Source organism: Staphylococcus sp. 11511212, from assembly GCF_011394755.1.
Classification (GTDB): domain Bacteria; phylum Bacillota; class Bacilli; order Staphylococcales; family Staphylococcaceae; genus Staphylococcus; species Staphylococcus chromogenes.
In genome coordinates, this window is record NZ_JAANBQ010000003.1 from 171,151 (window position 1) to 196,006 (window position 24,856).

Annotated in this window: 25 protein-coding genes and 2 other annotated features; of the genes, 24 read left to right on the forward strand and 1 reads right to left on the reverse strand. The window is 35.0% G+C overall.

Annotated features, from left to right (window positions below):
- Positions 1–7 precede the first annotated feature (7 nt).
- From G8Y84_RS02240 to G8Y84_RS02315, 16 genes are all read left to right on the forward strand, one after another.
- Positions 8–1,516, forward strand: coding sequence for an amino acid permease (locus G8Y84_RS02240; RefSeq protein WP_037574300.1), 1,509 nt, complete (start codon positions 8–10; stop codon positions 1,514–1,516).
- Positions 1,517–1,557: 41 nt separating this feature from the next.
- Positions 1,558–1,692: a sequence feature (ribosomal protein L20 leader region), on the forward strand.
- A gap of 25 nt (positions 1,693–1,717) precedes the next feature.
- Positions 1,718–2,245, forward strand: coding sequence for a translation initiation factor IF-3 (gene infC, locus G8Y84_RS02245; protein WP_165806223.1), 528 nt, complete (start codon positions 1,718–1,720; stop codon positions 2,243–2,245).
- A 26-nt stretch (positions 2,246–2,271) separates the two neighbouring features.
- Positions 2,272–2,472 (forward strand): 50S ribosomal protein L35, encoded by a 201-nt coding sequence (gene rpmI / locus G8Y84_RS02250; protein ID WP_014613694.1) that lies wholly within the window; start codon positions 2,272–2,274, stop codon positions 2,470–2,472.
- A gap of 54 nt (positions 2,473–2,526) precedes the next feature.
- On the forward strand, positions 2,527–2,883 hold the full coding sequence (rplT, locus tag G8Y84_RS02255) for a 50S ribosomal protein L20 (RefSeq protein WP_037574297.1): 357 nt from the start codon (positions 2,527–2,529) through the stop codon (positions 2,881–2,883).
- Positions 2,884–3,034: 151 nt separating this feature from the next.
- Positions 3,035–3,646: an NUDIX domain-containing protein gene (locus G8Y84_RS02260; protein ID WP_037574294.1), complete on the forward strand. Its 612-nt coding sequence runs from the start codon at positions 3,035–3,037 to the stop codon at positions 3,644–3,646.
- A gap of 9 nt (positions 3,647–3,655) precedes the next feature.
- Entirely contained in the window at positions 3,656–4,579 is a 924-nt protein-coding gene (locus tag G8Y84_RS02265; RefSeq protein ID WP_037574290.1) for a hypothetical protein, read from the forward strand.
- Between the two features lie 84 nt (positions 4,580–4,663).
- The gene (gene tig / locus G8Y84_RS02270; protein WP_165806090.1) at positions 4,664–5,977 is read left to right on the forward strand and encodes a trigger factor; all 1,314 of its coding nucleotides are present in this window, start codon (positions 4,664–4,666) and stop codon (positions 5,975–5,977) included.
- 195 nt (positions 5,978–6,172) lie between these two features.
- Complete coding sequence (gene clpX, locus G8Y84_RS02275) at positions 6,173–7,435, forward strand: ATP-dependent Clp protease ATP-binding subunit ClpX (RefSeq protein WP_037574285.1); 1,263 nt, start codon at positions 6,173–6,175, stop codon at positions 7,433–7,435.
- A 71-nt stretch (positions 7,436–7,506) separates the two neighbouring features.
- A complete protein-coding gene (gene yihA / locus G8Y84_RS02280; protein WP_037574282.1) occupies positions 7,507–8,100 on the forward strand; it encodes a ribosome biogenesis GTP-binding protein YihA/YsxC in 594 nt (197 codons plus the stop codon).
- 115 nt (positions 8,101–8,215) lie between these two features.
- Positions 8,216–9,556 (forward strand): glutamyl-tRNA reductase, encoded by a 1,341-nt coding sequence (hemA, locus tag G8Y84_RS02285; protein ID WP_037574280.1) that lies wholly within the window; start codon positions 8,216–8,218, stop codon positions 9,554–9,556.
- A 14-nt stretch (positions 9,557–9,570) separates the two neighbouring features.
- Entirely contained in the window at positions 9,571–10,407 is an 837-nt protein-coding gene (locus G8Y84_RS02290) for a cytochrome C assembly family protein (protein ID WP_037574277.1), read from the forward strand.
- 21 nt (positions 10,408–10,428) lie between these two features.
- On the forward strand, positions 10,429–11,355 hold the full coding sequence (gene hemC / locus G8Y84_RS02295) for a hydroxymethylbilane synthase (protein ID WP_103159054.1): 927 nt from the start codon (positions 10,429–10,431) through the stop codon (positions 11,353–11,355).
- Between the two features lie 10 nt (positions 11,356–11,365).
- Positions 11,366–12,055, forward strand: a complete 690-nt coding sequence (locus G8Y84_RS02300) for a uroporphyrinogen-III synthase (protein WP_165806091.1) — start codon at positions 11,366–11,368, stop codon at positions 12,053–12,055.
- The gene (gene hemB, locus G8Y84_RS02305; RefSeq protein ID WP_037574625.1) at positions 12,045–13,022 is read left to right on the forward strand and encodes a porphobilinogen synthase; all 978 of its coding nucleotides are present in this window, start codon (positions 12,045–12,047) and stop codon (positions 13,020–13,022) included. The genes G8Y84_RS02300 and hemB overlap by 11 nt, the downstream gene beginning before the upstream one ends.
- A 12-nt stretch (positions 13,023–13,034) precedes the next feature.
- A complete protein-coding gene (gene hemL / locus G8Y84_RS02310) occupies positions 13,035–14,318 on the forward strand; it encodes a glutamate-1-semialdehyde 2,1-aminomutase (RefSeq protein WP_037574268.1) in 1,284 nt (427 codons plus the stop codon).
- Positions 14,319–14,480: 162 nt separating this feature from the next.
- The gene (locus tag G8Y84_RS02315; protein WP_107368014.1) at positions 14,481–15,563 is read left to right on the forward strand and encodes an AbrB family transcriptional regulator; all 1,083 of its coding nucleotides are present in this window, start codon (positions 14,481–14,483) and stop codon (positions 15,561–15,563) included.
- A gap of 33 nt (positions 15,564–15,596) precedes the next feature.
- Here the strand turns inward: G8Y84_RS02315 and G8Y84_RS02320 are convergent, their stop codons facing one another.
- A complete protein-coding gene (locus tag G8Y84_RS02320) occupies positions 15,597–16,145 on the reverse strand; it encodes a DNA-3-methyladenine glycosylase I (RefSeq protein ID WP_037574262.1) in 549 nt (182 codons plus the stop codon).
- Positions 16,146–16,201: 56 nt separating this feature from the next.
- Positions 16,202–16,411 (forward strand) — a binding site (T-box leader).
- 40 nt (positions 16,412–16,451) lie between these two features.
- Here G8Y84_RS02320 and G8Y84_RS02325 point away from each other — a divergent pair.
- The 8 genes from G8Y84_RS02325 (at position 16,452) to mreD (ending at position 24,832) form a co-directional block, all read left to right on the forward strand.
- Entirely contained in the window at positions 16,452–19,082 is a 2,631-nt protein-coding gene (locus tag G8Y84_RS02325) for a valine--tRNA ligase (protein ID WP_105965410.1), read from the forward strand.
- An 11-nt stretch (positions 19,083–19,093) separates the two neighbouring features.
- Complete coding sequence (locus tag G8Y84_RS02330) at positions 19,094–20,356, forward strand: bifunctional folylpolyglutamate synthase/dihydrofolate synthase (protein WP_037574258.1); 1,263 nt, start codon at positions 19,094–19,096, stop codon at positions 20,354–20,356.
- A gap of 178 nt (positions 20,357–20,534) precedes the next feature.
- On the forward strand, positions 20,535–21,236 hold the full coding sequence (locus tag G8Y84_RS02335; protein WP_255201405.1) for a prepilin peptidase: 702 nt from the start codon (positions 20,535–20,537) through the stop codon (positions 21,234–21,236).
- Entirely contained in the window at positions 21,236–21,922 is a 687-nt protein-coding gene (gene radC, locus G8Y84_RS02340; RefSeq protein WP_037574251.1) for a RadC family protein, read from the forward strand. The genes G8Y84_RS02335 and radC overlap by 1 nt, the downstream gene beginning before the upstream one ends.
- Positions 21,923–22,262: 340 nt before the next feature.
- A complete protein-coding gene (locus tag G8Y84_RS02345; RefSeq protein ID WP_105965411.1) occupies positions 22,263–22,721 on the forward strand; it encodes a DUF4930 family protein in 459 nt (152 codons plus the stop codon).
- Between the two features lie 73 nt (positions 22,722–22,794).
- Positions 22,795–22,932: a hypothetical protein gene (locus G8Y84_RS02350; RefSeq protein ID WP_165806092.1), complete on the forward strand. Its 138-nt coding sequence runs from the start codon at positions 22,795–22,797 to the stop codon at positions 22,930–22,932.
- A gap of 542 nt (positions 22,933–23,474) precedes the next feature.
- Complete coding sequence (gene mreC, locus G8Y84_RS02355) at positions 23,475–24,311, forward strand: rod shape-determining protein MreC (protein WP_105965412.1); 837 nt, start codon at positions 23,475–23,477, stop codon at positions 24,309–24,311.
- Entirely contained in the window at positions 24,308–24,832 is a 525-nt protein-coding gene (mreD, locus tag G8Y84_RS02360) for a rod shape-determining protein MreD (RefSeq protein WP_037574242.1), read from the forward strand. The genes mreC and mreD overlap by 4 nt, the downstream gene beginning before the upstream one ends.
- The last annotated feature ends 24 nt before the right edge of the window (positions 24,833–24,856 follow it).

Genomic DNA, 24,856 nt, shown 5'->3' on the forward strand with positions numbered 1-24,856 from the left:
TAATGATATGAGTCAGGTTCATTCGGAAAAAGAAAACACAGTCCAAAGACATCTTAAAGATCGTCATATATCAATGATTGCGATAGGAGGGGCGATTGGCACAGGTTTGTTTATGACATCTGGGGGTGCCATTGGTGATGCAGGCCCATTGGGGGCATTATTAGGCTATGCCATTATTGGTATTATGGTATTTTTCTTAATGACTTCATTAGGTGAAATGGCAACGTACCTTCCAGTTTCAGGTTCTTTTAGTACATATGCGACACGTTTTGTGGATCCCTCACTAGGGTTTGCGCTTGGTTGGAACTATTGGTTCAATTGGGTGATTACTGTAGCTGCTGACGTGACCATTGCTGCACAAGTCATCCAATATTGGGCGCCTTTACAGTTTTTACCTGCATGGGCATGGAGTTGCCTATTTATGGTCATCATTTTTAGTTTGAACGCCTTATCTGTAAAAGTATACGGTGAAAGTGAATATTGGTTTGCCTTCATAAAAGTAGCAACTGTCATTATTTTTATCATTGTAGGTCTTTTAACAATACTCGGAATTATGGGTGGTTCAGCTGTAGGATTTGATACTTTCACAAAAGGAGATGCCCCTATTTTAGGCGATAATATAGGGAGTAGTTTACTCGCTATTTTTGGTGTCTTCCTTATTGCAGGTTTCTCATTCCAAGGAACAGAACTTGTGGGTATCACAGCAGGTGAATCTGAAAACCCGCAACGTGCAGTCCCTAAAGCGATTAAACAAGTGTTTTGGCGTATCTTACTATTTTATATTTTTGCCATTTTCATTATTGGAATGTTGATTCCTTATGATAGTCCAGCATTAATGGGTGGCGGAGATGATATTGCGACATCTCCATTTACATTAGTATTTAAAAATGCTGGTTTGGCTTTTGCAGCCTCATTTATGAACGCGGTTATATTAACTTCTGTATTATCTGCTGGAAATTCTGGGATGTATGCAAGTACGAGAATGTTATATTCCATGAGTAAAGATGGCTTAGCGGCGAGAATTTTTGGTAATACGAACAAAAATGGAACGCCAATTATTTCTATGATTGCAACGGCTGCTATCGTCATAATTATTTTTATTGTGCAACAAGTGAGCGGTAATGCTTACGAGTATATTGTTGCAGCAAGTGGCTTAACAGGATTTATCGCTTGGGTAGGGATTGCAATCAGTCATTACCGCTTTAGAAAAGCCTTTGATGCTCAAAACTATGATAAAGACAAATTGGTTTATAAAGCAAAACTCTTCCCATTCGGTCCTATTTTGGCAGGCGTTTTATGTGTCATTGTAATTATCGGTCAAGATGTAGATTTAATACAAAGTGGTCATTTTGATTTTAATCGATTTATCATTACGTATATGGGAATACCTGTATTTTTAGGCTTTTTCATTTATCATAAGTTAAGATATAAAACGAAATTGATTCCTTTAAAAGAAGTGAATCTTGATCCATCAGTTACAACAAAAGAAAAAAACTTCCAAAAACATGTTGACTAATTCGAATTAACTTGGTATAGTTAGTTCTGTTGATTACGAAACGGACCAAGTAGAAGCACCCGCTTCTCACCTGTAGCGACGCATAAAGCAGTTGGCAGGTAAACGATAACATGTGAAAGAAGTTCATGTGAATTTAGAAGCGGGGACATAGACTGTCCTCGCTTCTTTTTTGTACTTGGACCATTCGTAAAACTAATGGAGGTGTCAACCATAGCTAAGGATCAAACGCAAGTAAATGAAAAGATTCGTGCAAGAGAATTACGTCTTATCGGTCAAAATGGTGACCAAATTGGTGTCAAAACCAAAAATGAAGCATTAGAAATGGCAGATCGTCTAGGTTTAGATGTTGTTGTTGTTGCACCTAATGCTAAGCCACCTGTTGCTCGTATAATGGACTATGGTAAGTACAAATTTGAGCAACAAAAGAAAGAAAAAGAAATGAAAAAGAAACAAAAAATCATCAATGTTAAAGAGATTCGTTTAAGTCCAACAATTGAAGAACATGACTTCAATACAAAACTTAAAAATGGTCGCAAATTTTTATCTAAAGGTGATAAAGTTAAAGTTTCAATTCGTTTCAGAGGGCGTGCCATTACACATAAAGAAATCGGACAACGTGTTTTAGAAAAGTTCGCAGATGAATCTAAAGATGTTGCTACTGTGGAACAGAAGCCTAAAATGGAAGGCCGTCAAATGTTTCTTATGTTAGCCCCAATTAACGAAAAATAAACAACGATTAATAGGAGGAACTCACTATGCCTAAAATGAAAACTCATCGCGGAGCAGCGAAACGTGTTAAAAGAACTGGATCTGGTCAATTAAAACGTTCTAGAGCTTACACTTCTCACTTATTCGCAAACAAATCTACAAAACAAAAACGTCAATTACGTAAAGCATCATTAGTTTCTAAAAGCGATGCAAAACGTGTAAAACAATTATTAACATACGTTAAATAAGATATTTTAAATGGTATGAGCTGCATACCCCAGAGATAAAAGGAGGAATTTATTATGCCACGTGTTAAAGGTGGAACAGTAACAAGAGCGCGTCGTAAAAAAACGATTAAATTAGCAAAAGGTTACTTTGGTTCAAAAAGTACATTATATAAAGTAGCAAAACAACAAGTTATGAAATCAGGTCAATATTCATTCCGTGACCGTCGTCAAAGAAAACGTGATTTCCGTAAATTATGGATTACACGTATCAACGCTGCTGCACGTCAACATGACATGAGCTATTCTCGTTTAATGAACGGCTTAAAAGTAGCTGGTATCGATATTAACCGTAAAATGTTATCTGAAATTGCTATTTCAGACGACAAAGCTTTCGCTGAATTAGTTAACAAAGCAAAAGACGCTTTAAAATAATAATGACAATTAAACGCTTTTCACAGTGAAGAAGAATTCTTTACGTGAAAAGCGTTTTTGTACATAGTGTGAGTACGTCATACATAAAAATTCTTTCAGCTTAAGGGTTTCTTTGATACCATTAAGAAAACATGTTAAAAAGGAGAAAATGATGTCTAAATTTGATGAGCAAATTACTGTAGTAAAACGTCAAACACTTTTTGATGATGAAAAAAATGCATTCAATGGCTTCATTGCAAAACATAACCCTAAAAGTACAGAAATTTTCGAAGCCTTAAATGAATATGAGATAAAACGTCGAGGTGATATGGAAGAGGATCCTTCTTATAAGCAATTGATTTCTTATTGCTTGCTAGAAAATGAACTAGGGGAAATTCTAGTTTATGAACGTTTGTCAGGAGGGGGAGAAGCACGTTTACACGGACAAAGTTCTATTGGTGTGGGAGGACATATGAATGACGTTCCTCACGCTCAAAACATCTCATCGTTAATTACAGTGAATGCGAGTCGTGAACTTGAAGAAGAAGTGGGTCTCGTGGTGACTGACGCGAATGCATTAGAGCATATAGGATTTATTAATGATGACTCAAATGAAGTAGGGCAAGTGCACATTGGTGTTGTGTTTAAAATAAAAGTCAATTCGAATAAAATAGAGGCAAAAGAGACGGACACTTTAAAAATAGAATGGAAATCTTTAGATAAAATAAATGATTTTAACGAATTTGAATCATGGAGTGCTCTAATTTTAAAAGAAATGAAATAGGTGATCATGATGAGTGATATTATCCCGTTTCCTAAAAGAAGAGAGAAAATAGAACATGATATAGCCACTTATTTTGAACAAGAGCAATTTGAAAAGGTTTATGATTTATTTATAGAATATGAGAAACATTATGAATTAACACCTTCTCTTGCGATAAAAAAATGTCAAACTTTGTGGGAAGTGCAAGCTTACTTAGAACTTAAAGAAGAAGCGAACATACTTATGATACAAGGATATCAACCTTATGACACATTGATGATTTTTTACGTAAAAAGCTTGTTTCAATTACAGCAATATCGTGCAGTGGTCGATGTCATTGAGCAAGTAATTGATGAAGTCAAAGAGCATCAGACGCGATTGATTTTTCTACCTATCAAAGATGAAGCAAACGCTAAGCTCAACCAACGTTACGACTTTATGCAACATCAATTACAGAAATTTGTTCAACTCTCAACACAAGAGCAAGCAAAACTCATTTTAGATTTAATTGATGATCAAGCCTATCAATTTACAGAAACATTGGCATTTTATTTGAACTATGAAGCATTAAATTATCGGATTATCACATTAATTCTTGAATATTTAACATTTGCTCGTTATAATCAAACCGTTCGAATTGAAAAATTTGAAAATGAAATTGAAGTTAATCCATCTTCGTTATCGGGTGTTTCACACACGGACTTTAAAAATACGCTCATGCCTCGTGTCGTCGACAAATTAGAAAAAGATATGCCATCGTTAGTAAAAGAAGCGTACGTCCACTTAAATACGCATAATATTGCATTATATCCAATCGAACTTTCAACAATTGCATCTATTGAAGATTGGATAGAAGGTTATCACATCTATTTTAAATCGCTTATAGGTGAACCAATAGATTCTGAGCAAAACTATAGCGAAGTGGTGGATTTTATTAAAATGTTAAATACATAGGCGCTTGGGTTTATCCCCTTGCCAACCTATGCTATAATAAAGAAGTTGAAAAATTTTAATAGGATATCATGGAGGTTTATACACATGACAGCAACTTGGGAAAAGAAAGAAGGCAATGAAGGGTTATTACAAGTAACTGTTCCTGCTGAAGAAGTAGATAAAGCATTAGATCAAGCTTTTAAAAAAGTAGTAAAACAAATTAACGTACCTGGTTTCCGTACAGGGAAAGTACCACGTCCAATTTTTGAACAACGTTTTGGCGTTGAAGCTTTATACCAAGACGCAGTAGATATTTTACTACCTAAAGCATATAGTAATGCTGTAGAAGAAGCAGGTATCAACCCTGTTGATCAACCTGAAATTGAAGTCACTCAAATTGAAAAAGGGAAAGAATTTAAATTCGACGCAACAGTGACTGTTGAACCTGAAGTTGAATTAGGTGACTATAAAGGTTTAGAAATTGAAAAACAAGATACAGAATTAACAGACGAAGAGGTTGAAACAACAATCAACCAACGTCTAGAAGCTATGGCTGATATGGTCATCAAAGAAGATGGTAAAGTCGAAGAAGGCGATACTGTCAACCTTGACTTTGATGGTTATGTTGATGGCGAACAATTCGAAGGCGGCCAAGCTGATGGTTACGACTTAGAAATCGGTTCTGGTATGTTCATTCCTGGTTTCGAAGAACAACTTGTTGGTTTAAAAGTTGGCGAGGAAAAAGATGTTGAAGTCACATTCCCAGAAGAATACCACGCTGAAGAATTAGCAGGTAAACCAGCAACATTCAAAACGAAAATTAATGAAATCAAAACTAAAGAAGTTCCTGAATTAGACGATGAACTTGCAAACGAGTTAGATTCAGAAGCAAACACTGTAGATGAATACAAAGAAAACTTACGTAAACAACTTGCAGAATCAAAAGCGACTGAAGCTGAAAATGTTCAAAAAGAAGAAGCGATTACTAAAGCAACAGATAACGCTAAAGTAGATATTCCAGATGCAATGATTAAAACTGAAGAAGATCGTATGCTTCAAGAATTTGCGCAACGTTTACAACAACAAGGATTAAATCTTGAAACATATTTCCAAATCTCAGGTCAATCTGAAGAAGATTTACGCGGTCAAATGAAAGAAGACGCAGAACAACGTGTGAAAACGAACTTAACATTAGCTGCGATTGCAGATGCAGAAAACATTGAGGCATCTGATGAAGATGTTGAAAAAGAACTTGAAACCATGAGTTCACAATTTGGTATTTCTGTTGATGATATTAAGGCTACATTAGGAAATACGGATATTGTTAAAAATGATGTTCGTGTTAAAAAAGTCATCGATTTATTAGTCAATGAAGCTAAATTCGTGGAAGCAACGCAAAAAGAAGACGACGAAAAATAAGTCTTACAATTCGCTAATAAATCCAATAGCAATTAAATAAATGAACGTTGCGGGGTGAGTGATTGAAGCCAAGTTATGCACAAGGGTTTCACACTCACTCCTATCTTATTTTATGCAAATAACTTGAAAGTATTTCTGGTTGCGTAATAAAATGCATTTTAGTATAGTCATAGAAGAACAGGGGTGTAATCAATTATGTTTAAATTCAATGAAGATGAAGAAAACTTAAAATGTTCTTTCTGTGGTAAAGATCAAGACCAAGTCAAAAAGCTTGTAGCAGGTAGTGGCGTTTACATTTGTAACGAATGTATCGAACTTTGCTCTGAGATAGTTGAGGAAGAATTGAGTCACAACGAAGCAGAAGAACTTACTGAGTTACCTACACCAAAAGAAATAATGGAACAATTAAACAATTATGTAATTGGTCAAGATAAAGCTAAAAAATCATTAGCTGTTGCGGTTTATAATCACTATAAACGTGTAAAACAATTAGGGCCTAAAGATGATGATGTTGAATTGCAAAAAAGTAATGTTGCGTTAATTGGTCCAACAGGTAGTGGTAAAACATTATTAGCTCAAACTTTAGCGCGTACACTTAACGTGCCTTTCGCAATTGCTGATGCGACGAGCCTAACAGAAGCAGGTTATGTTGGGGAAGACGTTGAAAACATTCTATTACGTCTTATTCAGGCTGCTGATTTCGACATTGATAAAGCAGAAAAAGGAATTATTTATGTCGATGAAATCGATAAAATTGCACGAAAATCAGAAAATACGTCAATTACACGCGATGTTTCTGGTGAAGGTGTTCAACAAGCCTTGCTTAAGATTTTAGAAGGTACAACTGCAAGTGTACCGCCACAAGGTGGACGTAAACACCCAAACCAAGAATTTATCCAAATTGATACGACGAATATTTTATTCATTTTAGGTGGCGCCTTTGATGGTATCGAAGAAGTTATCAAACGTCGCCTCGGTGAAAAAGTGATTGGCTTCTCTAGTAGTGAAGCTTCAAATTATGACGATGCTTCATTGTTAGAACATATTCGTCCTGAAGATTTACAAACTTATGGGTTAATTCCAGAATTTATTGGACGTGTGCCAATTGTTGCAAATTTAGAGACTTTAGATGTTGAAGCATTGAAAAATATTTTAACGCAGCCTAAAAATGCACTTGTTAAACAATATACAAAAATGTTAGAACTTGATGATGTTGTACTTGAGTTCACTGAAGAAGCACTTGATGCCATTAGTAATAAAGCAATTGAGCGTAAAACAGGCGCTCGAGGACTTCGTTCAATCATTGAGGAAGCATTAATTGATATTATGTTTGATGTGCCTTCAACTGAAAATGTTGCAAAAGTCGTCATTACAGAAGAAACAATTATAAACGAAACTGAGCCTGATTTATATGATTCAGAAGGTCACTTACTTAACGATAAGAAAACTTCTGCATAAACAATAGGCATTAATATTGGCCTAAGCTGAATGTAACGATTCAACTTAGGCTTTTTTTATGAGGTGAAACAATGAATATCAATCCAAACAATGTAGAAATTTTAATTAGCGCTGTAAAACCCGAACAATATCCAGAATTAAATTTACCAGAGGTTGCTTTAAGTGGGCGTTCAAACGTAGGGAAATCTACATTCATTAATAGTATGATTGGTCGAAAAAATATGGCAAGAACATCACAACAACCTGGGAAAACGCAAACGTTAAACTTTTTTAATATTGATGAACAACTTATTTTTGTGGACGTGCCTGGGTATGGATACGCAAAAGTAAGTAAAAAGCAAAGAGAAGCTTTCGGAAAGATGATAGAAACCTATATCACCGAACGTGAACCTCTGAAACTCGTGATTCAATTAGTGGATTTAAGACATCCACCGACTGAAGATGATGTGTTAATGTACGATTTTCTAAAATACTATGAAATTCCAACGCTTATTATCGCAACAAAAGAAGATAAAATTCCTAAAGGTAAAGTACAAAAGCATATTAAAATTATTAAAGAAAAATTAGATCTCGAGGCTGGTGATCAAATTATCAGTTACTCTTCATTACAAAAAACAAAGCAAGACCTCATATGGAAGGCCATATCACAATATACTGAAAATTGAGTTTGACGAAATGTTGACATTCTTATAAACGCCACATAAATTTAGGCAGTTTTAATTAGAATGACTCTCATCTATGTTATAATTTGGGTATTGTAGAAATAACGGGGGCGTTATCATGTATATTATTTCTGTGAGTGTGAACCATCACACTGCGAACGTATCATTGAGAGAAAAATTAAGTTTTAATAACGCGGATATGGGGCGCGTACATGAAACGTTATTTGAAACAAAATCAATTTTAGAAAATGTGATTTTATCAACTTGTAATCGTACAGAAGTTTATGCGGTAGTTGATCAAATCCATACGGGTAGATATTATATTCAACGATTTTTAGCGCGAGAATTTAATTTTGATGTTGATGAAATTAAGCAAATTAGCGATGTGAAAGTTGAAAATGAGGCAGTTGAACATTTGTTTCGAGTAACATCCGGTCTAGATTCGATTGTTCTTGGGGAAACCCAAATCTTGGGTCAAATGAGAGATGCTTTCTTTACTGCACAACAAGCAGAAACAACAGGAATTATATTTAATGAATTATTTAAACAAGCGATTACATTTAGTAAAAAAGCACATCATGAAACAGATATTGCTGATCATGCGACAAGTGTCTCTTACGCCGCAGTCGAATTAGCTAAAAAAGTCTATGGAAAGCTACATCGTCGCAACGCCTTGGTCATTGGCGCAGGCGAAATGGCTGAACTTGCTATATTGAACTTAAAAGGGGCGGGTGTGAGTCAAATCACTGTATTGAATCGTACGGTTGAACGTGCGGAAGCCTTGGCTTCAAAACATGGCATTCAATCTTCATCATTGCGTAATTTATCCCACTTTTTACCGCAATCGGATATTGTGATTAGTTCAACAAGTGCTGAAGGATTTGTGATTACGAAAGAAATGATTGAGTTGAGCCATGATATTAATAAAAATGCGCAACAACTATTCATCGATATTGCTGTACCTAGAGATATTGAACCTATCGATAGTGTTAATGCAAATTTATTTATTTACGACGTCGATGATTTAAAAGGACTTGTTGATGCAAACATGAGAGAACGTGAAAAAGCAGCTGAGAAAATTGCTTCACTCATACCAGCAGAAATTGAAAAACATAACGAATGGGTGAAAATGTTAGGGGTTGTGCCAGTAATTCGTGCTTTACGTGAAAAAGCGATGACTATTCAGCAAGATACAATGGCTAGTCTTGATCGTAAATTGCCACATCTCACAGAACGTGAACGTAAAGTTATTTCTAAGCATACTAAAAGTATTATCAACCAAATGTTAAAAGATCCTATTAAACAAGCAAAAGAAATCAGTGACGATCACTATTCAGAAGAAAAATTAGCATTGTTTAAAACGATATTTGATTTAGATGTATCTACAGACTACAAAACAGAAGCAGCTGAGAAAAAGAAACTAAAATTAAAACAAAGATTTTTTCTACTCGATAATTAAAGAATGGTGATGCTATGGAAGAAGTTTTTTTAATTCGCTTCCACGAAGGAATCTTTATTATTTATTTGATAAGCGTTATTTGTTTAACATTAGATGTATTGCAAAAAAATAGTAAGTTTCAAAATATTGGTTTTTATACGTTAGGGTTAACGTGGGTGCTTCAAACGATTTCGCTTGTATTATATATCTTTTGGATGGGTCAACTCCCGCTAACATCTATTATTGAAAGCTTTTATATTCTAACATGGCTCATCCTGACGATTACATTTATATTTTCAGTTTTTAGAAGTTCAGAATTTATGATAGCATTTTTAAATCTTTTAGGATTTTTATTTATGGCTATTCATACTTTTCATCCAAATCAATTTAGACTTGATGGCACGCGCTTAAATGCTGTCAATGAATTACTCGTTTTTCACATTTCGTTTGCATTATTAAGCTATGTACTCTTCGCGATTGCATTTGTGAATGCGTTGCTTTATTTGATTCAGTTTCGCAATCTCAAAGAAAAGCGTTTTACTCAAGAATATTTTAGAATTGGAAGTGTCGCAACGCTTGAAAAAGGGGTCTTTTATAGCTCTTTTCTTGGTGCTATGCTACTTTTTGTAAGTCTCATTCTTGGGGTACAATGGGGACTTATATCAGTGGGTACCCCAATTTTTTACGATTTAAAAGTCATTTCGTCTTTATTGATTTTAATTTGTTATATTGTTTATATCACATCAAGATTATTGCGCAAGTTTTCGTCACTTGCGTTAATTTATGGTAACATTGCATTATTTTTCTGTTGTATGATTAATTTGATATTAGTCACTCAATTATCAAATTTTCACCAATGGACTGGTGTTTAAATCAGGGTTGGAGGATGAATTATGCGTAAATTAATAGTAGGTTCAAGACGTAGTCAATTGGCACTTACACAAAGCCAGCAATTTATTGATAAATTAAAGTCAGTTGACCCGTCCTTAGAAATCGAAATAAAGGAAATTGTAACGAAAGGAGATCAAATTGTTGATCGTCAATTGTCGAAAGTAGGAGGAAAAGGTTTATTTGTCAAAGAAATCCAAAATGAACTGTTTAATCATTCTATCGACTTTGCCATTCACTCATTAAAAGATGTCCCAAGTGAATTACCTTCAGGATTAACGATTGGTTGTATTCCTGACCGTGAACTTCCCTATGATGCCTATATCGCTAAAAATCATATACCGCTAGATAAGTTGGCAGCGGGGAGTATAGTTGGAACTAGCTCTCTTCGTCGAGGTGCACAAATATTAGCAAAATATCCGCATTTGGAAATTAAATGGATTCGAGGCAATATTGATACGCGATTGCGCAAATTGAAAGAAGAAAATTATGATGCTATTATTTTGGCTGCTGCGGGATTAAAGAGAATGGGTTGGTCTGACGATATCGTTACCACATATTTAGATGAACAACTTATGGTACCCGCTATCGGTCAAGGGGCATTAGGAATAGAATGTCGCGAAGAGGATCATGATTTATTAGAATTATTACATAAAGTCCATAACGCGTCTGTTGCGCAATGTGTGACTGCCGAACGTACATTTTTAAAAGAGATGGATGGAAGTTGCCAAGTTCCAATTGCAGGTTATGCACAAATGACGCCAGAGGGCAACATCCGCTTTAAAGGTTTAGTTATGTCTCCAGATGGCTCACAACGTTATGAAGATGAAAGAATAGGTTCAGATCCTGTTGATTTAGGCAAAAAAGTAAGTGAACATTTAAAAGCACAAGGTGCTGACGCAATTATAAAAGCTTTAAACGATTCTTATTGAGGTGTTTTAGATGAAGCCAATTGTATTGATGACACAAACCCATGAATATCAAGATCAACGTGTAGCGATTAAGCATGTACCTTTAATCGAAACTGTTGCGTTAGACTTTGATGACAAGGCGTTGTGTCCACATTATGATTGGCTTATTTTTACGTCTAAGAATGCGGTGAAATATTTTTATCCGTATTTAAAACTTATCAAATATGATCAACTCGCCGTAGTGGGCGTCAAAACAAAACAACTATGTGATAAGATGAAAATAGACGTAGATTTTTGTCCAACAGATTTTTCACAAGAGGGGCTATTCAACCAACACCCTTTTAAAAAGGGAGATCGTGTACTGATACCCTCAAGTCGTCAAGCAAGAACGTTCCTGCAAAATGCTTTAAAAGAAAGCGGCATACAAGTGACTAAAATTGATTTGTATGAAGTTCAACCCAAATATGAAAGCATTCAAGAGATTCTAGATACGATGATGCATCGACAAGTAGATGCCATCACCTTTGCGAGTTCCTCAGCAGCACATGCTTTTTTTGAGGTGAAACCACCACATAATGAAAATATCTATTTTGCTATTGGACAACAAACAGCGCAAACAATACGAAAGTTAGGTTATTCATGTTTTGTCGCAGAGGTCCAAACTCTTGAAAGTATGATTACTAAAATTGTTGAAAAGAGGTTTTATAATGATGGAATTTGATAGACATAGACGCCTACGCGTTTCACCAACTATGAGAGCAATGGTAAGAGAAACGCATTTAAGAAAAGAAGATTTAATTTATCCTATTTTTGTTGTAGAAAAAGATGACGTCAAAAAAGAAATTGCTTCTCTTCCAAATGTATACCAAATCAGTTTGAATTTACTTCACGAAGAGATAAAAGAGGCTTATGATTTAGGCATTAGATCATTTATTTTTTTCGGAATTCCAAATGAAAAAGATGAGTGCGGAACAGGTGCGTTTATCGATAATGGTGTCATTCAACAAGCGACGCGTATTGCTAAAAAATTATATGACGATATTCTCGTTATCGCAGATACTTGTTTATGTGAGTATACAGATCATGGCCATTGTGGTTTAATCGATGAACATACACATGATGTAGATAATGATAAAACATTACCATTACTTGTTAAAACTGCCATTTCTCAAGTAAAAGCAGGCGCTGATATTATTGCTCCAAGTAATATGATGGATGGCTTTGTGACTGAGATTAGACATGGATTAGATGAAGCCGGTTTCCAACACATTCCAATTATGAGTTATGGAATCAAATATGCTTCAAGTTTCTTTGGACCATTTCGAGATGCAGCTGAATCCACTCCTTCTTTTGGAGATAGAAAAACCTATCAAATGGACCCAGCGAATCGCTTAGAAGCATTACGCGAGTTAGAAAGTGATTTAAAAGAGGGTGCGGATATGATGATTGTTAAGCCTGCACTCAGTTATTTGGATATTATTAGAGATGTGCGTAATCATACTAACATTCCCGTGGTTGCCTATAATGTCAGTGGTGAATACAGTATGACTAAAGCAGCAGCTTTAAATGGTTGGATAGACGAAGAAAGAGTTGTTATGGAACAAATGATTTCTATGAAACGTGCAGGTGCAGATTTAATCATTACGTATTTCGCGAAAGATTTATGTAAATATATCGAGAATCAATAGGAGGCAAACGTTATGCGTTATAAAAAGTCTAGTGAAGCATTTGAAATTGCAGAAAAATTAATGCCTGGAGGTGTTAATAGTCCTGTCCGCGCGTTTAAAGCTGTCGACACACCGCCTCTATTTATGGAGCGTGGAGAAGGTAGTAAAATTTATGATATAGATGGAAATGAATATATCGATTATGTTTTGAGTTGGGGCCCCCTCATTTTAGGGCATCGCAATCCTAAAGTGATAGATGCCATTCATAGTGTAGTTGACAGAGGAACGAGCTTTGGGGCATCCACATTAGAGGAAAATCGTTTAGCGCAACTCGTGATTGATAGAGTGCCCTCTATTGAAAAAGTAAGAATGGTTTCTTCTGGTACAGAAGCCACATTAGATACGTTAAGACTTGCGCGTGGTTTCACAGGTAAAAATAAAATTATTAAATTTGAAGGGAATTACCATGGCCATAGTGACTCTTTATTAATTAAAGCAGGTTCAGGTGTAGCCACATTAGGATTACCTGATTCGCCTGGTGTTCCAGAAGGTACTGCAAAAAATACGATAACAGTCCCATATAATGATTTGGAAGCTGTTCAATATGCTTTTGATCAATTTGGTGATGATATTGCAGCTGTAATTGTTGAACCAGTTGCAGGAAATATGGGAGTTGTGCCGCCGGTTGAAGGGTTCTTACAAGGATTAAGAAAAATAACAACGGATAATCAGGCACTCCTTATTTTTGATGAAGTGATGACTGGATTTCGTGTGGGATATCACTGTGCACAGGGTTACTTTAACGTTACACCAGATTTAACATGCCTAGGAAAAGTGATTGGTGGCGGCTTACCTGTGGGTGCATTCGGAGGAAAGAAAGAGATTATGGATCATATTGCCCCAAGTGGGGAGATCTATCAAGCGGGTACATTGTCTGGAAATCCATTAGCGATGACAAGTGGTTATATGACATTAAGCCAATTAACACCAGAAAGCTATGACTATTTTAATACACTAGGCGATATGTTAGAAGAAGGATTAAAAGCGACGTTCAAAAAATATAATGTTCCAATAGTGATTAACCGTGCGGGATCGATGATAGGATTCTTTTTAAATGAAGGCCCAGTGACTAATTTTAAACAAGCCAATCAAAGCGATTTGACAATGTTTAGTCATATGTACCGCGAGTTAGCGAAAGAAGGTATCTTTTTACCACCTTCACAATTCGAAGGTATGTTCTTATCAACTTCACATACGAAAGAGGATATACAAAAGACTTTAGATGCATTTGATGTTGCACTAAGCCGCATTGTCTAAAGATATTTTACTGCCTTTTTTAACTTATTTAAGTTGCATGAAAATAGCCATCAAAATTTATCTAAGCGTAAATTTTGATGGCTTTCTAATGATAAGTGAGGGTGATCTCCTTTACATGGTTAATGAATGTGTTGTTATTTCAAGGAGTGATGGGGGTCTACTATGAATCATTTACTAAGAAACAATATCATCTTGTTTGCTTTAACATTAGTCTGTAGTTTTGTGCTTTATTCACTTCATATCATGTTACCTTGGATGTTTGGACCTATTATAGCAAGTATTATTGTTGTTCGTGTTTTTAAATTAGAGGTTAAATGGCCATGGATTTTAAGTGAATTGGGGCTCATTTTATTAGGTGTTCAAATTGGTAGCGGCTTTACTGTTAGCGTACTTAACGATATTAAAAATGAATGGTTGTCGATAATTTTAGTAACGATATTATTACTTGGCTTAGCATTACTCGTTTCGATTGGATTTAGACGTATCGCTCATGTTAACACAGAAACAGCGCTCTTAAGTGTCATACCAGGAGCATTAAGTCAAATGCTTGTGATGGCTGAAGAAAATAAAAAAGCAGATATTCTTGTCGTTAGTTTGACACAGACTTCACGTATTATATTTGTAGTGATTTTGGTACCACTCATATCTCTCGTTTTTAGGCAAGACACCAATTCAACACTAGAGGTTCACCAAAATTTAACAGAGGTCTTAAAACTACAAGACATCATAATCCTTATCATTGGGATTGCGCTTATTTATTTTTTGATGGCTTTGATCCATTTCCCAACAAAAATGTTACTCGCGCCTATTGTCGTTTTGATCATTTGGAATTTAATCACACAACATACTTTTACTCTAGATTATCCGATTATTGCTATTGCTCAAATGATATATATGATTCGCGTCGGCATTCAGATAGCACACTTAATCGAACGAATGAAAGGGCGTATTGCCTTAGCCATTGCATTTCAAAATATATTATTAATCTTAGGCACATTTTTGATGGTGTTATGTATTCATTTTATAAACAAGGCCTCTATTAATGAACTTTTTTTAAGTGCAGCGCCTGGAGGAATGAGTCAAATTGTGTTAGTAGCACTTGAAACCGGTGGAGATGTTGCAATGATTTCAAGTTATCACATCTTCAGAATATTTTTTATTTTATTTATTATTGCACCGTTAATCGCATATTATTTAAAATTTCGTGAACGTCGTCAACAACGTTTAGAAAAGCTACAAAAATAAAAAAAGGGGGACTGTGGTCTCCCTTTTTGATTGCTACCGGTTAGGACAGTCCACCAAATGGCTATTGTACATGCCACAGGCCTCCATAAATGAAAAGGCTGTGACAGGTCCAATAAATTGAAAACCATAAGATTTAAGGTCTTTAGAAAGCTGTTTAGCAGTGTCATTGACCGTAATGCGTTCTTCTGGTTTTTCGTATTTAAAATCTATCGGAACTCCATCAACGTAGGACCATAAAAAATCGCTAAAACTTCCATAAGTATTCTCAATGGCGATATAGCCGCGTGCTTGTGCGACAATCGCTTCTAATTTTTTACGGTGATGAATGATATTTGGAAACTGCATTAATGCATCAATATCTTTATCAGTCATTTTAGCGATTTGATGAGGATCAAATGCTTTAAACGCATGTCGATAAGCCTCTTTTTTCTTTAAAATGGTTAACCAAGACAGTCCGGCATGCTGTGATTCTAAAGCAAGTAGCTCAAACAAGGCTTGACTATCATATAAAGGCTTACCCCAAACGTGATCATGATAGTCCAAATAGATAGGATCGCGTGTACCAAATGCACATGGGTTCATAAAAATTACTCCTTTTATTGACTTCATTATGAATTCAGTATACTATAATAATGAATTAAATATCATATTGGGAAGAGTAAATAAGTCGCTTTTTTAAGAGAGTGCATGGCGCTGTGAATGCATAAAAGTCTTATCGAAGGTAGCCCACTTGAACTTTGATTGAACATTTTTAGTAGGTCAAAGCGTTTCGTGAGCGTTAATCATTAGAGTGCAATAGTTGTTGAACTATTGAAAATAGGTGGTACCACGGAACATCCGTCCTATATGAGGACAGATGTTCTTTTTTATGTTATCGGAGGGATTTTAATGGAAATGAAACCAAAATATAACCCGCAAGAAGTTGAAGCGGGACGTTATCAAAATTGGCTGGACAAATCACTATTTAAGCCAACTGAAGATCAGGATAAACCTACATATACAATTGTAATTCCACCACCAAATGTGACTGGGAAATTACATTTAGGTCATGCTTGGGACACGACATTACAAGATATTTTAACACGTATGAAAAGAATGCAAGGATACGATACTTTATATCTTCCTGGAATGGATCACGCAGGTATTGCAACGCAAGCTAAAGTAGAAGCCAAAATGAAAGAAGAGGGTATTTCTCGTCATGATATAGGGCGTGAAAAATTCCTAGAAAAGGCTTGGGAATGGAAAGAGGAATATGCAGATTTTATACGCCAACAATGGGCTAAATTAGGGCTTGGGCTTGATTACTCGAGAGAGCGATTCACACTTGACGAAGGTTTAAGCCAAGCTGTACGTAAAGTATTCGTAGATATGTACAATAAAGGATTAATTTACCGTGGAGAACGTATTATAAATTGGGATCCAGAAGCCCGTACAGCGCTTTCAGATATAGAGGTTGTCCATGAAGATGTAAATGGTAAGTTTTATCATTTTAAATACCCTTTTGCAGATGAAGCGGGCTATATTGAAATTGCAACGACACGTCCTGAAACGATGTTAGGAGATACAGCGATTGTTGTAAATCCTGAAGATGAACGTTATCAAGATGTCATTGGTAAAAAAGTTATTTTACCTCGAGTAGGTCGAGAATTGCCTATTATTGCAGATAATTATGTAGATAAAGAATTTGGTAGTGGTGCGATGAAAGTAACACCTGCACATGACCCGAATGACTTTGAAATAGGCAATCGTCACGAATTAGAACGTATTATAGTTATGAATGAATCTGGTCAGATGAACGAAAACGCTGGGGAATATGAAGGCTTAGATCGGTTCGAATGTCGTAAAAAACTAGTGAAAGATCTTGAAGCTGAAGGCCTTGTGATTAAAATTGAAGATCATGTTCATTCAGTAGGTCATTCAGAACGTACGGGAGCAGTTGTAGAACCTTATTTATCAACACAATGGTTTGTCAAAATGGAACCCTTAGCACAACAAGCGTTACAAAATCAAAAAGGTGAGGGACGTATTGATTTTATTCCAGCACGATTCGAAAAGACATTTAATCGTTGGATGGAAGAAATTCGCGATTGGACGATTTCAAGACAGTTATGGTGGGGCCATCAAATTCCTGCATGGTACCATAACGAAACAGGCGAAATATATGTTGGAGAGACAGCTCCTGAAGATAGTGAGAATTGGACGCAAGATGAAGATGTACTAGATACATGGTTCTCAAGTGCGCTTTGGCCATTTTCTACTTTAGGTTGGCCAAATGAATCTGCAAAAGATTACAAACGATACTATCCAACGAATGTATTGGTTACTGGCTACGACATTATTTTCTTCTGGGTTGCACGTATGATATTCCAAGGATTAGAATTTACAGGTCAAAAACCGTTTAATGACGTTTTACTTCATGGTTTAGTGCGTGCTGAAGATGGTAGAAAAATGAGTAAATCATTGGGTAATGGTGTTGACCCAATGGATGTCATTGATCAATATGGTGCAGACAGTTTAAGATTTTTCTTGGCGACAGGGTCTTCACCTGGTCATGATTTACGTTATTCGACAGAAAAAGTAGAGTCTGTTTGGAACTTTATTAATAAAATTTGGAATGCTGCGCGCTTTAGTTTAATGAATATTGGTGATGAATTTAAGTTCGAAGATATTGATCTGTCTAAAAACTTATCTGTTGCAGACCAATGGATTTTAACGCGTTTAAATGAAACAATTGAGACAGTCACTCAATTAAGTGATAAATATGAATTCGGCGAAGTCGGTAGAGTGCTTTACAATTTCATATGGGATGAGTTTTGTGACTGGTATATTGAGATGAGTAAAATTCCAATGAACGGCGAAGATGAAGCCCAAAAAGATGTTACGCGCTCTGTACTTAGCTATACATTAAATCGCATAATGAGATTGTTGCATCCTTTCATGCCATTTGTGACAGAACATATTTGGCTGAACTTACCACATGAAGGTGAGTCTATCGTGACAAGTGCATGGCCAGTGGCTGATGAAAACTTAATTTTTGATGATAGTAAACAAATCATGCAACAATTAGTTGAGATTATAAAATCGGTGCGTCAATCTCGTTTAGAAGTGAACACACCTTTATCAAAAGAAATTCCAATTAAGATCCAAGCTAAAAATGAAGCTACACGTGATTTACTCAATGAAAATCGTCATTATTTAGAACGTTTCTGTAATCCAAGTGAGCTTGAGATTGAAACTCAAGTGACGATTCCTGAAAAGGCAATGACTTCTGTTGTCACAGCTGGAGAAGTTGTGTTACCACTCGAAGGTCTCATTGATATGGATAAAGAAATTGAACGTTTAGAAAAAGAACTTGATAAATGGCAAAAAGAGCTTGATCGTGTTAATAAAAAATTAGCGAATGAAAACTTTGTGAATAAAGCACCAGAAAAGATTATTAATGAAGAACGTGCGAAACAAACGCAATATCAAGAAAAATTTGATGGCGTTAAATCAAGAATCGAACAATTAAAAGCTTAGGAGTTTAAAATATGAATTATCTAGATAGTTTATATTGGATTCACGAACGTACTAAATTTGGAATAAAACCCGGTGTGAAACGCATGGAGTGGATGTTAGCACGTTTAAATAATCCAGAGCGGAAGGTAAAAGCTATTCATGTTGGTGGAACTAATGGCAAAGGCTCTACAGTCGCGTATTTAAGATCAGCTTTAGTGAATAATGGTTATGAAGTGGGGACATTTACTTCTCCATATATCGAAACTTTTAATGAACGTATTAGTATTAATGGTGTCCCTATTTCTAATGAAGCTATAGTAGAACTTGTTGCTCGAGTAAAACCCGTCAGTGAAGCACTGGATGCTGAAACTGAGCTCGGTGTGGCGACTGAATTTGAAATCATTACAACCATGATGTATTTATACTTCGGTGAAATGCATCCCGTTGATTTTGTCATTGTGGAAGCGGGTCTTGGTGTAAAAAATGATTCGACAAATGTGATCCAACCTATATTAAGTATCCTGACAAGTATAGGTTTAGATCACACTGACATTTTAGGCAATTCTTATTTAGATATTGCTAAAGATAAAGGCGCTATTATTAAACCGAACACCCCATTTGTGTATGCTGTTAAAAATGAAGAAGCATTAAAATATTTAAGAGATCTTGCTACAGAATTAAATGCGCCAGCGATGGAATTTGATCGAGATATTCTCGTTGTTTCAGAAGACGATGAATTTACGTACCGATACAAAGACTATGAAATGGAAAATATCGCTCTTACAATGTTGGGAGAACATCAAAAAGAAAATGCATCACTAGCGATAACCGCACTCATCGAATTATATGAGCGACAAATTATAGATATTGATTTTAATAAGATGATTCAAGGTATTGAAAGTGTGCAATGGATAGGACGTATTGAAAAAGTTTCATCATCACCATTAATTATCATTGATGGGGCTCACAATAAAGAAAGTGTAGATGCGCTTGTCGATACAATGGGCCGTTATTATGCTTTGGATAAAGTGGATATTCTTTTTTCAGCGATTAAAGGTAAGCCTATTGGAAATATGTTAAACGCTTTTAATACGATTGCTAATCACTTTTATGTCACAGAGTTTGATTTTCCAAAAGCGTTACCGAAGCAAACGCTTTATGATGAAGTCGAATTTGAGAATAAGTCACTCATTGAGGATTATGTCTCTTTTATAAAAAATTATGATGGGGATGCATTACTCATTACAGGTAGCTTATATTTTATCAGTGAAGTAAAAGCGAAATTAGGTTACTAAAAAATTTATGTTTACAAGAAACGTGCTTATGAGCTATGGCTTTTATAATAAAGTCATTGCGATTGAGCACGTTTTATTTTTTATAAGGAATCTTAATAAGCATCTTTTCAAAAATAGTGATTAGGTATTAAACCCATTCGTCCGTATAATAATACCAAGGAGGTGTTTTATGTTTATCATGTGCTATTTGGGGAGTTGTATCATGAGTTTTCTACTGCAATTTTCAATTGGTGATCCACTTTCCAAATTCAGTATTTTTACTCGTTCAAAATGTAAACAATGTCAAAAAACATTACAGTGGTGGATGGTGTTACCGATTTGGAGCTATATTTTTTTAAGGGGGAAGTGCCATTACTGTCAAAAGGCAATTCCAAAGTATTTATGGGTCGGTGAATGTTTAGGAAGTGTTGTGAGTTTTTTTATTTTATCAAGACATTTTGAAATTTACTGGTTCTACCTCTATTTTCTAATATTAGTTTTTCTCTCTTTAGGTTTGATTGATATCCAATATTTTATTGTCCCTCATAGGTTGTTGGCGTTGCTACTATTATTGACGCTCGTATTGATGCCGCAATTTTTAAAATTTTCTTTGGTCAAATTACTTTTAATCAGCATACTCTTTTTAATAGGGATATTATTTCAACGTTTTATCGGTTTTGGTGATATTAAATTGTTTATTATAATAAGTTTCATTTTTCCTATGCATTTTTCAATTTATGTGATATGGCTCACTTTTCCAATTGCACTGCTGACATACCCCATATTTTATTTTGGATTTCATTATAAAAACACGATTCCCTTAGTCCCCTCAATTGTAATCGCATTTTCTATCGTTGCATATATGTATCCTGTACTTAATAGTTGGTTTGGAGGTTTATAATGCCAAGAATAAAAGATCTTTCTCCAGATGAAATGCCCAAAGAACGCTTATTACAAAATGGTGCTAAATCTTTATCGAATACTGAATTAATCGCCATATTAATTAATACAGGTAGTAAAGGTTATTCTAGTATCGATATCGCTTCAAGATTACTCTCTTACAGCCAAGGACTTCAATCTCTAAAAGATTTATCATTACAAGAGTTACTCTCATTTGATGGCATAGGTCAAAGCAAAAGTACTACCTTACTTGCGGCCTTTGAAATCGCGCACCGCATTAATGCACGTACGACTTCTACTCAATTAGTTCCCATAAAAAAACCTGATCAAATTGCTGAAATGCTTTATCATGAGTTAACGTCACAAAAACAAGAAAACTTCATTGTATTTGTTTTAAATACTAAACATCATATTTTGCATAAAGAAATTTTATTTAAGGGTACCTTGAATAGTGCAATCATCCATCCTAGAGAGGTATTTAAAATTGCATTAAAGCATTCTGCCCATGCAATCATCGTTGCTCATAATCATCCTTCTGGTGATCCAACACCATCTAAGGCAGATGTTGATACAACATTACGGTTAAAGTCATGTGGAGAGACAATGGGAATCCAATTATTAGATCATATTGTCGTAGGAGATCATAAGTTTGTTTCAATTATGGGAGAGATAGAAGAGAATATGTAAAAACGTTACACAACAAATAGCTGTGTAACGTTTTACATTAAAGTTGAAAATTTTCAGCAAGCAACATAAATAATTTATAACACAAATAAATAAATAGTACAAATATACCAGCTTTTATCAAAAAGCGAATGATGGAAACACTCACTCTAAATAGCAATACAACTAGTAGAATAATAAGAAATATGGAAATTATGCTCAACAGTTGTCACTCCTTTACTCTATCATACTGATTTTAGATAATAATTGCATCCGTCTTGCGCTCGTGATTAAATTAAGTCTGGGGAATGAGGCGTTAGATATAAGGTTTCGTATATAATAGATGTGATAAAGGAGGCAACCTATGAGAGCGATAATAAGTTTATTCAAAATAATAACTCTAATTTTTCTATTGGTTATATTATGCTATTTTGTATTTAAACATGTACCTGTTATTAAAGATGCTCATTGGAATCCTCTCAATGCCTATACACAAAAAAATGTAGATGAAGAAGGCTACAACATCCCTCCACAAGGTCAAAAATATGTGGCCGAGGATAATGAAATTCTGCGTAATGTCCCTCCAAATCAAGCTAGACAATTTTTTAATTGGATTGATAAATATGAGTTTATGCAAGTCAATGCATTTAGCAGAATGGGTTATGATAATGATTATTTAATTGCTGAACGAGATTCACAGTATATCATGTATAAGTTTGGAAGTAACAAAGTGAGAGTATATACGACAGAGCACGATTTATACTATGATTTAAATCAACTTGGCCATCAAATCAATATGCGTCCACTTCCATCTTTTCGGTAAATAAACATAATTTGAAATATCCTATCACATACGTTAGTCTATAGAGGTAAAAATTTTAAAAGGGTGAAGTCATATGTCTACTGAAAATAATGCGCAACAAAGTAATGAACAATTAAAAGCGCAGAAATTATTTGCACAATGGCGAAAAGACGAAACTTTATATAAAGAAGACGAAAAAAACTCCGAGAATCAGACGAAAAAAGATCATTAGTCTTTTCGTTTTCGCTGTGAACATCCATGAGGTTGGGACATAATTAATTTCGTGTATTTGATTGTTCCAAAAAGCCTCGCTTTTCTAGGCGCCTCACCTCTGCATGAAGACGTTACGAATGAAATGAGTTACGTATTCAGTACACCTATGAACATGGGTGAATAGGTGATCCATAGTTTAAGATTGAGATTATCTCAATCTTAAAATGGATTTTCGGTTTCGGCTAGATGCCTCAGAAGTCTCGGCTTAGGAATCAATCAAAATTACTATATTTATTCACAACTCTAAAGTTATAAGCTTTACTTTACCAATTCAATTTTATTGAATTAAGTTATACCAAAATAGCCATCCAAATTTATAATCAGGTAAATTTGGATGGCTTTCTAATTATTGGTAATCTTTATGTCCCAATCCCTTTTTTTATTGAGTGTTGCGTCGCTGTGATGGAAATTTATATAAAAATACAGCTGATACTTTATTTAAACCAGTGAGTGATATAAAATAATGAGTGTTATTTACAATTACATATTGAGGTGTTGAGGTTGTCCCATTTTTTTAAAAACAATAAGTTAATCGTTTTATTTTGTGCACTTATCATTTTTATTGCTTTGATAGGGTTATCTTTACGTTCGCACTCACAATCTATACCAGAACAATATGCGAGTGATACGATATCGTTCGGTCAACGTATTTTTACATATCCTGTACAAGTCGTTTCTGGGACTACACGTGCAATATTTCAAAACGATGCCAAACCCACTGAAAAAGAAAATCAATTAAAAGCTGATAATCAACGACTTCAATCAGAAAATAACAAACTGCGAAAAGAACTCAATGTCAGTGATATTTCTAAGTATGATCCTCTTGCTGTGAATGTCATTGCGCGTCATCCTGATCAATGGATTAATACGATTATTATTGATAAAGGAGAAAAAGCCGGGATTAAGGAAAATATGGCAGTACTTACATCAGATGGATTAATTGGCCGTGTTAGCAAAGTGAACGCTTTTTCTTCTCAAGTGAATTTAATTTCGACAAAAGGGCGTACGAATAGACTTTCAGTTCATATTCAAAATAAAGATGAAGAAGCATTCGGCTTAATCGATCATTATGATGAAAAAAATGATAGACTCATCATTTCAGATATTGATAATAGTCATAAAGTGAATGAAGGAGATAAAGTCATTACAAGTGGTCTAGGTGATCAATTACCTAAAGGGATCTATGTAGGTAAAGTTGAAAAAGTTCAAAATGATCAATACGGACTATCTAAACAAGTGGTTGTTAAGACAGGTGCAGATTTAAACCAAATAGGAACAGTATATGTGGCTAAGCGTGATCCTAAAACGATAAACCCTTCAGCAGGTGATGCCTCATGAAGCACGCTTTTCTATACTTTATCTTAGGAATTTTGTGCTTTTATGTAGACACATTGCTCACATTAATTTCACCGATTCATATATTTAGTCTTCATTTTGTATTCGTTCCTAGACTGACATTGATGTTTTTACTGCTCCTTACTTTTTACAGAAACTTATATACGGCACTTATATTAGGTGTCCTACTTGGTCTGATGACAGACATTTATTTTGGAGAAATTTATGGAGTTTATCTCATTACTTATTTACTATGTATCTTGATTGTCGAAAAGTTTTTTTCGTTATTTTATCGTGATCATGCGATTGTATTTTTAATCGTATTGTTATCAGTTATCGTGATTGACATTATCGTTGCCATCATCTATTCGATGGTAGGTTTGATACAGTTTAATTTTATTCAATTTATCCTTTTTCGAGTTCCTTCAACCTTGTTACTTAATGCTATCTTACTTATCTTTATCTTTTCTTATCTTGACCACCGTCAAAAAAAGAAAAGAGATATTGACATGAAAATTAAGTAATGGTATGATGCAGTAGTTGAGTAG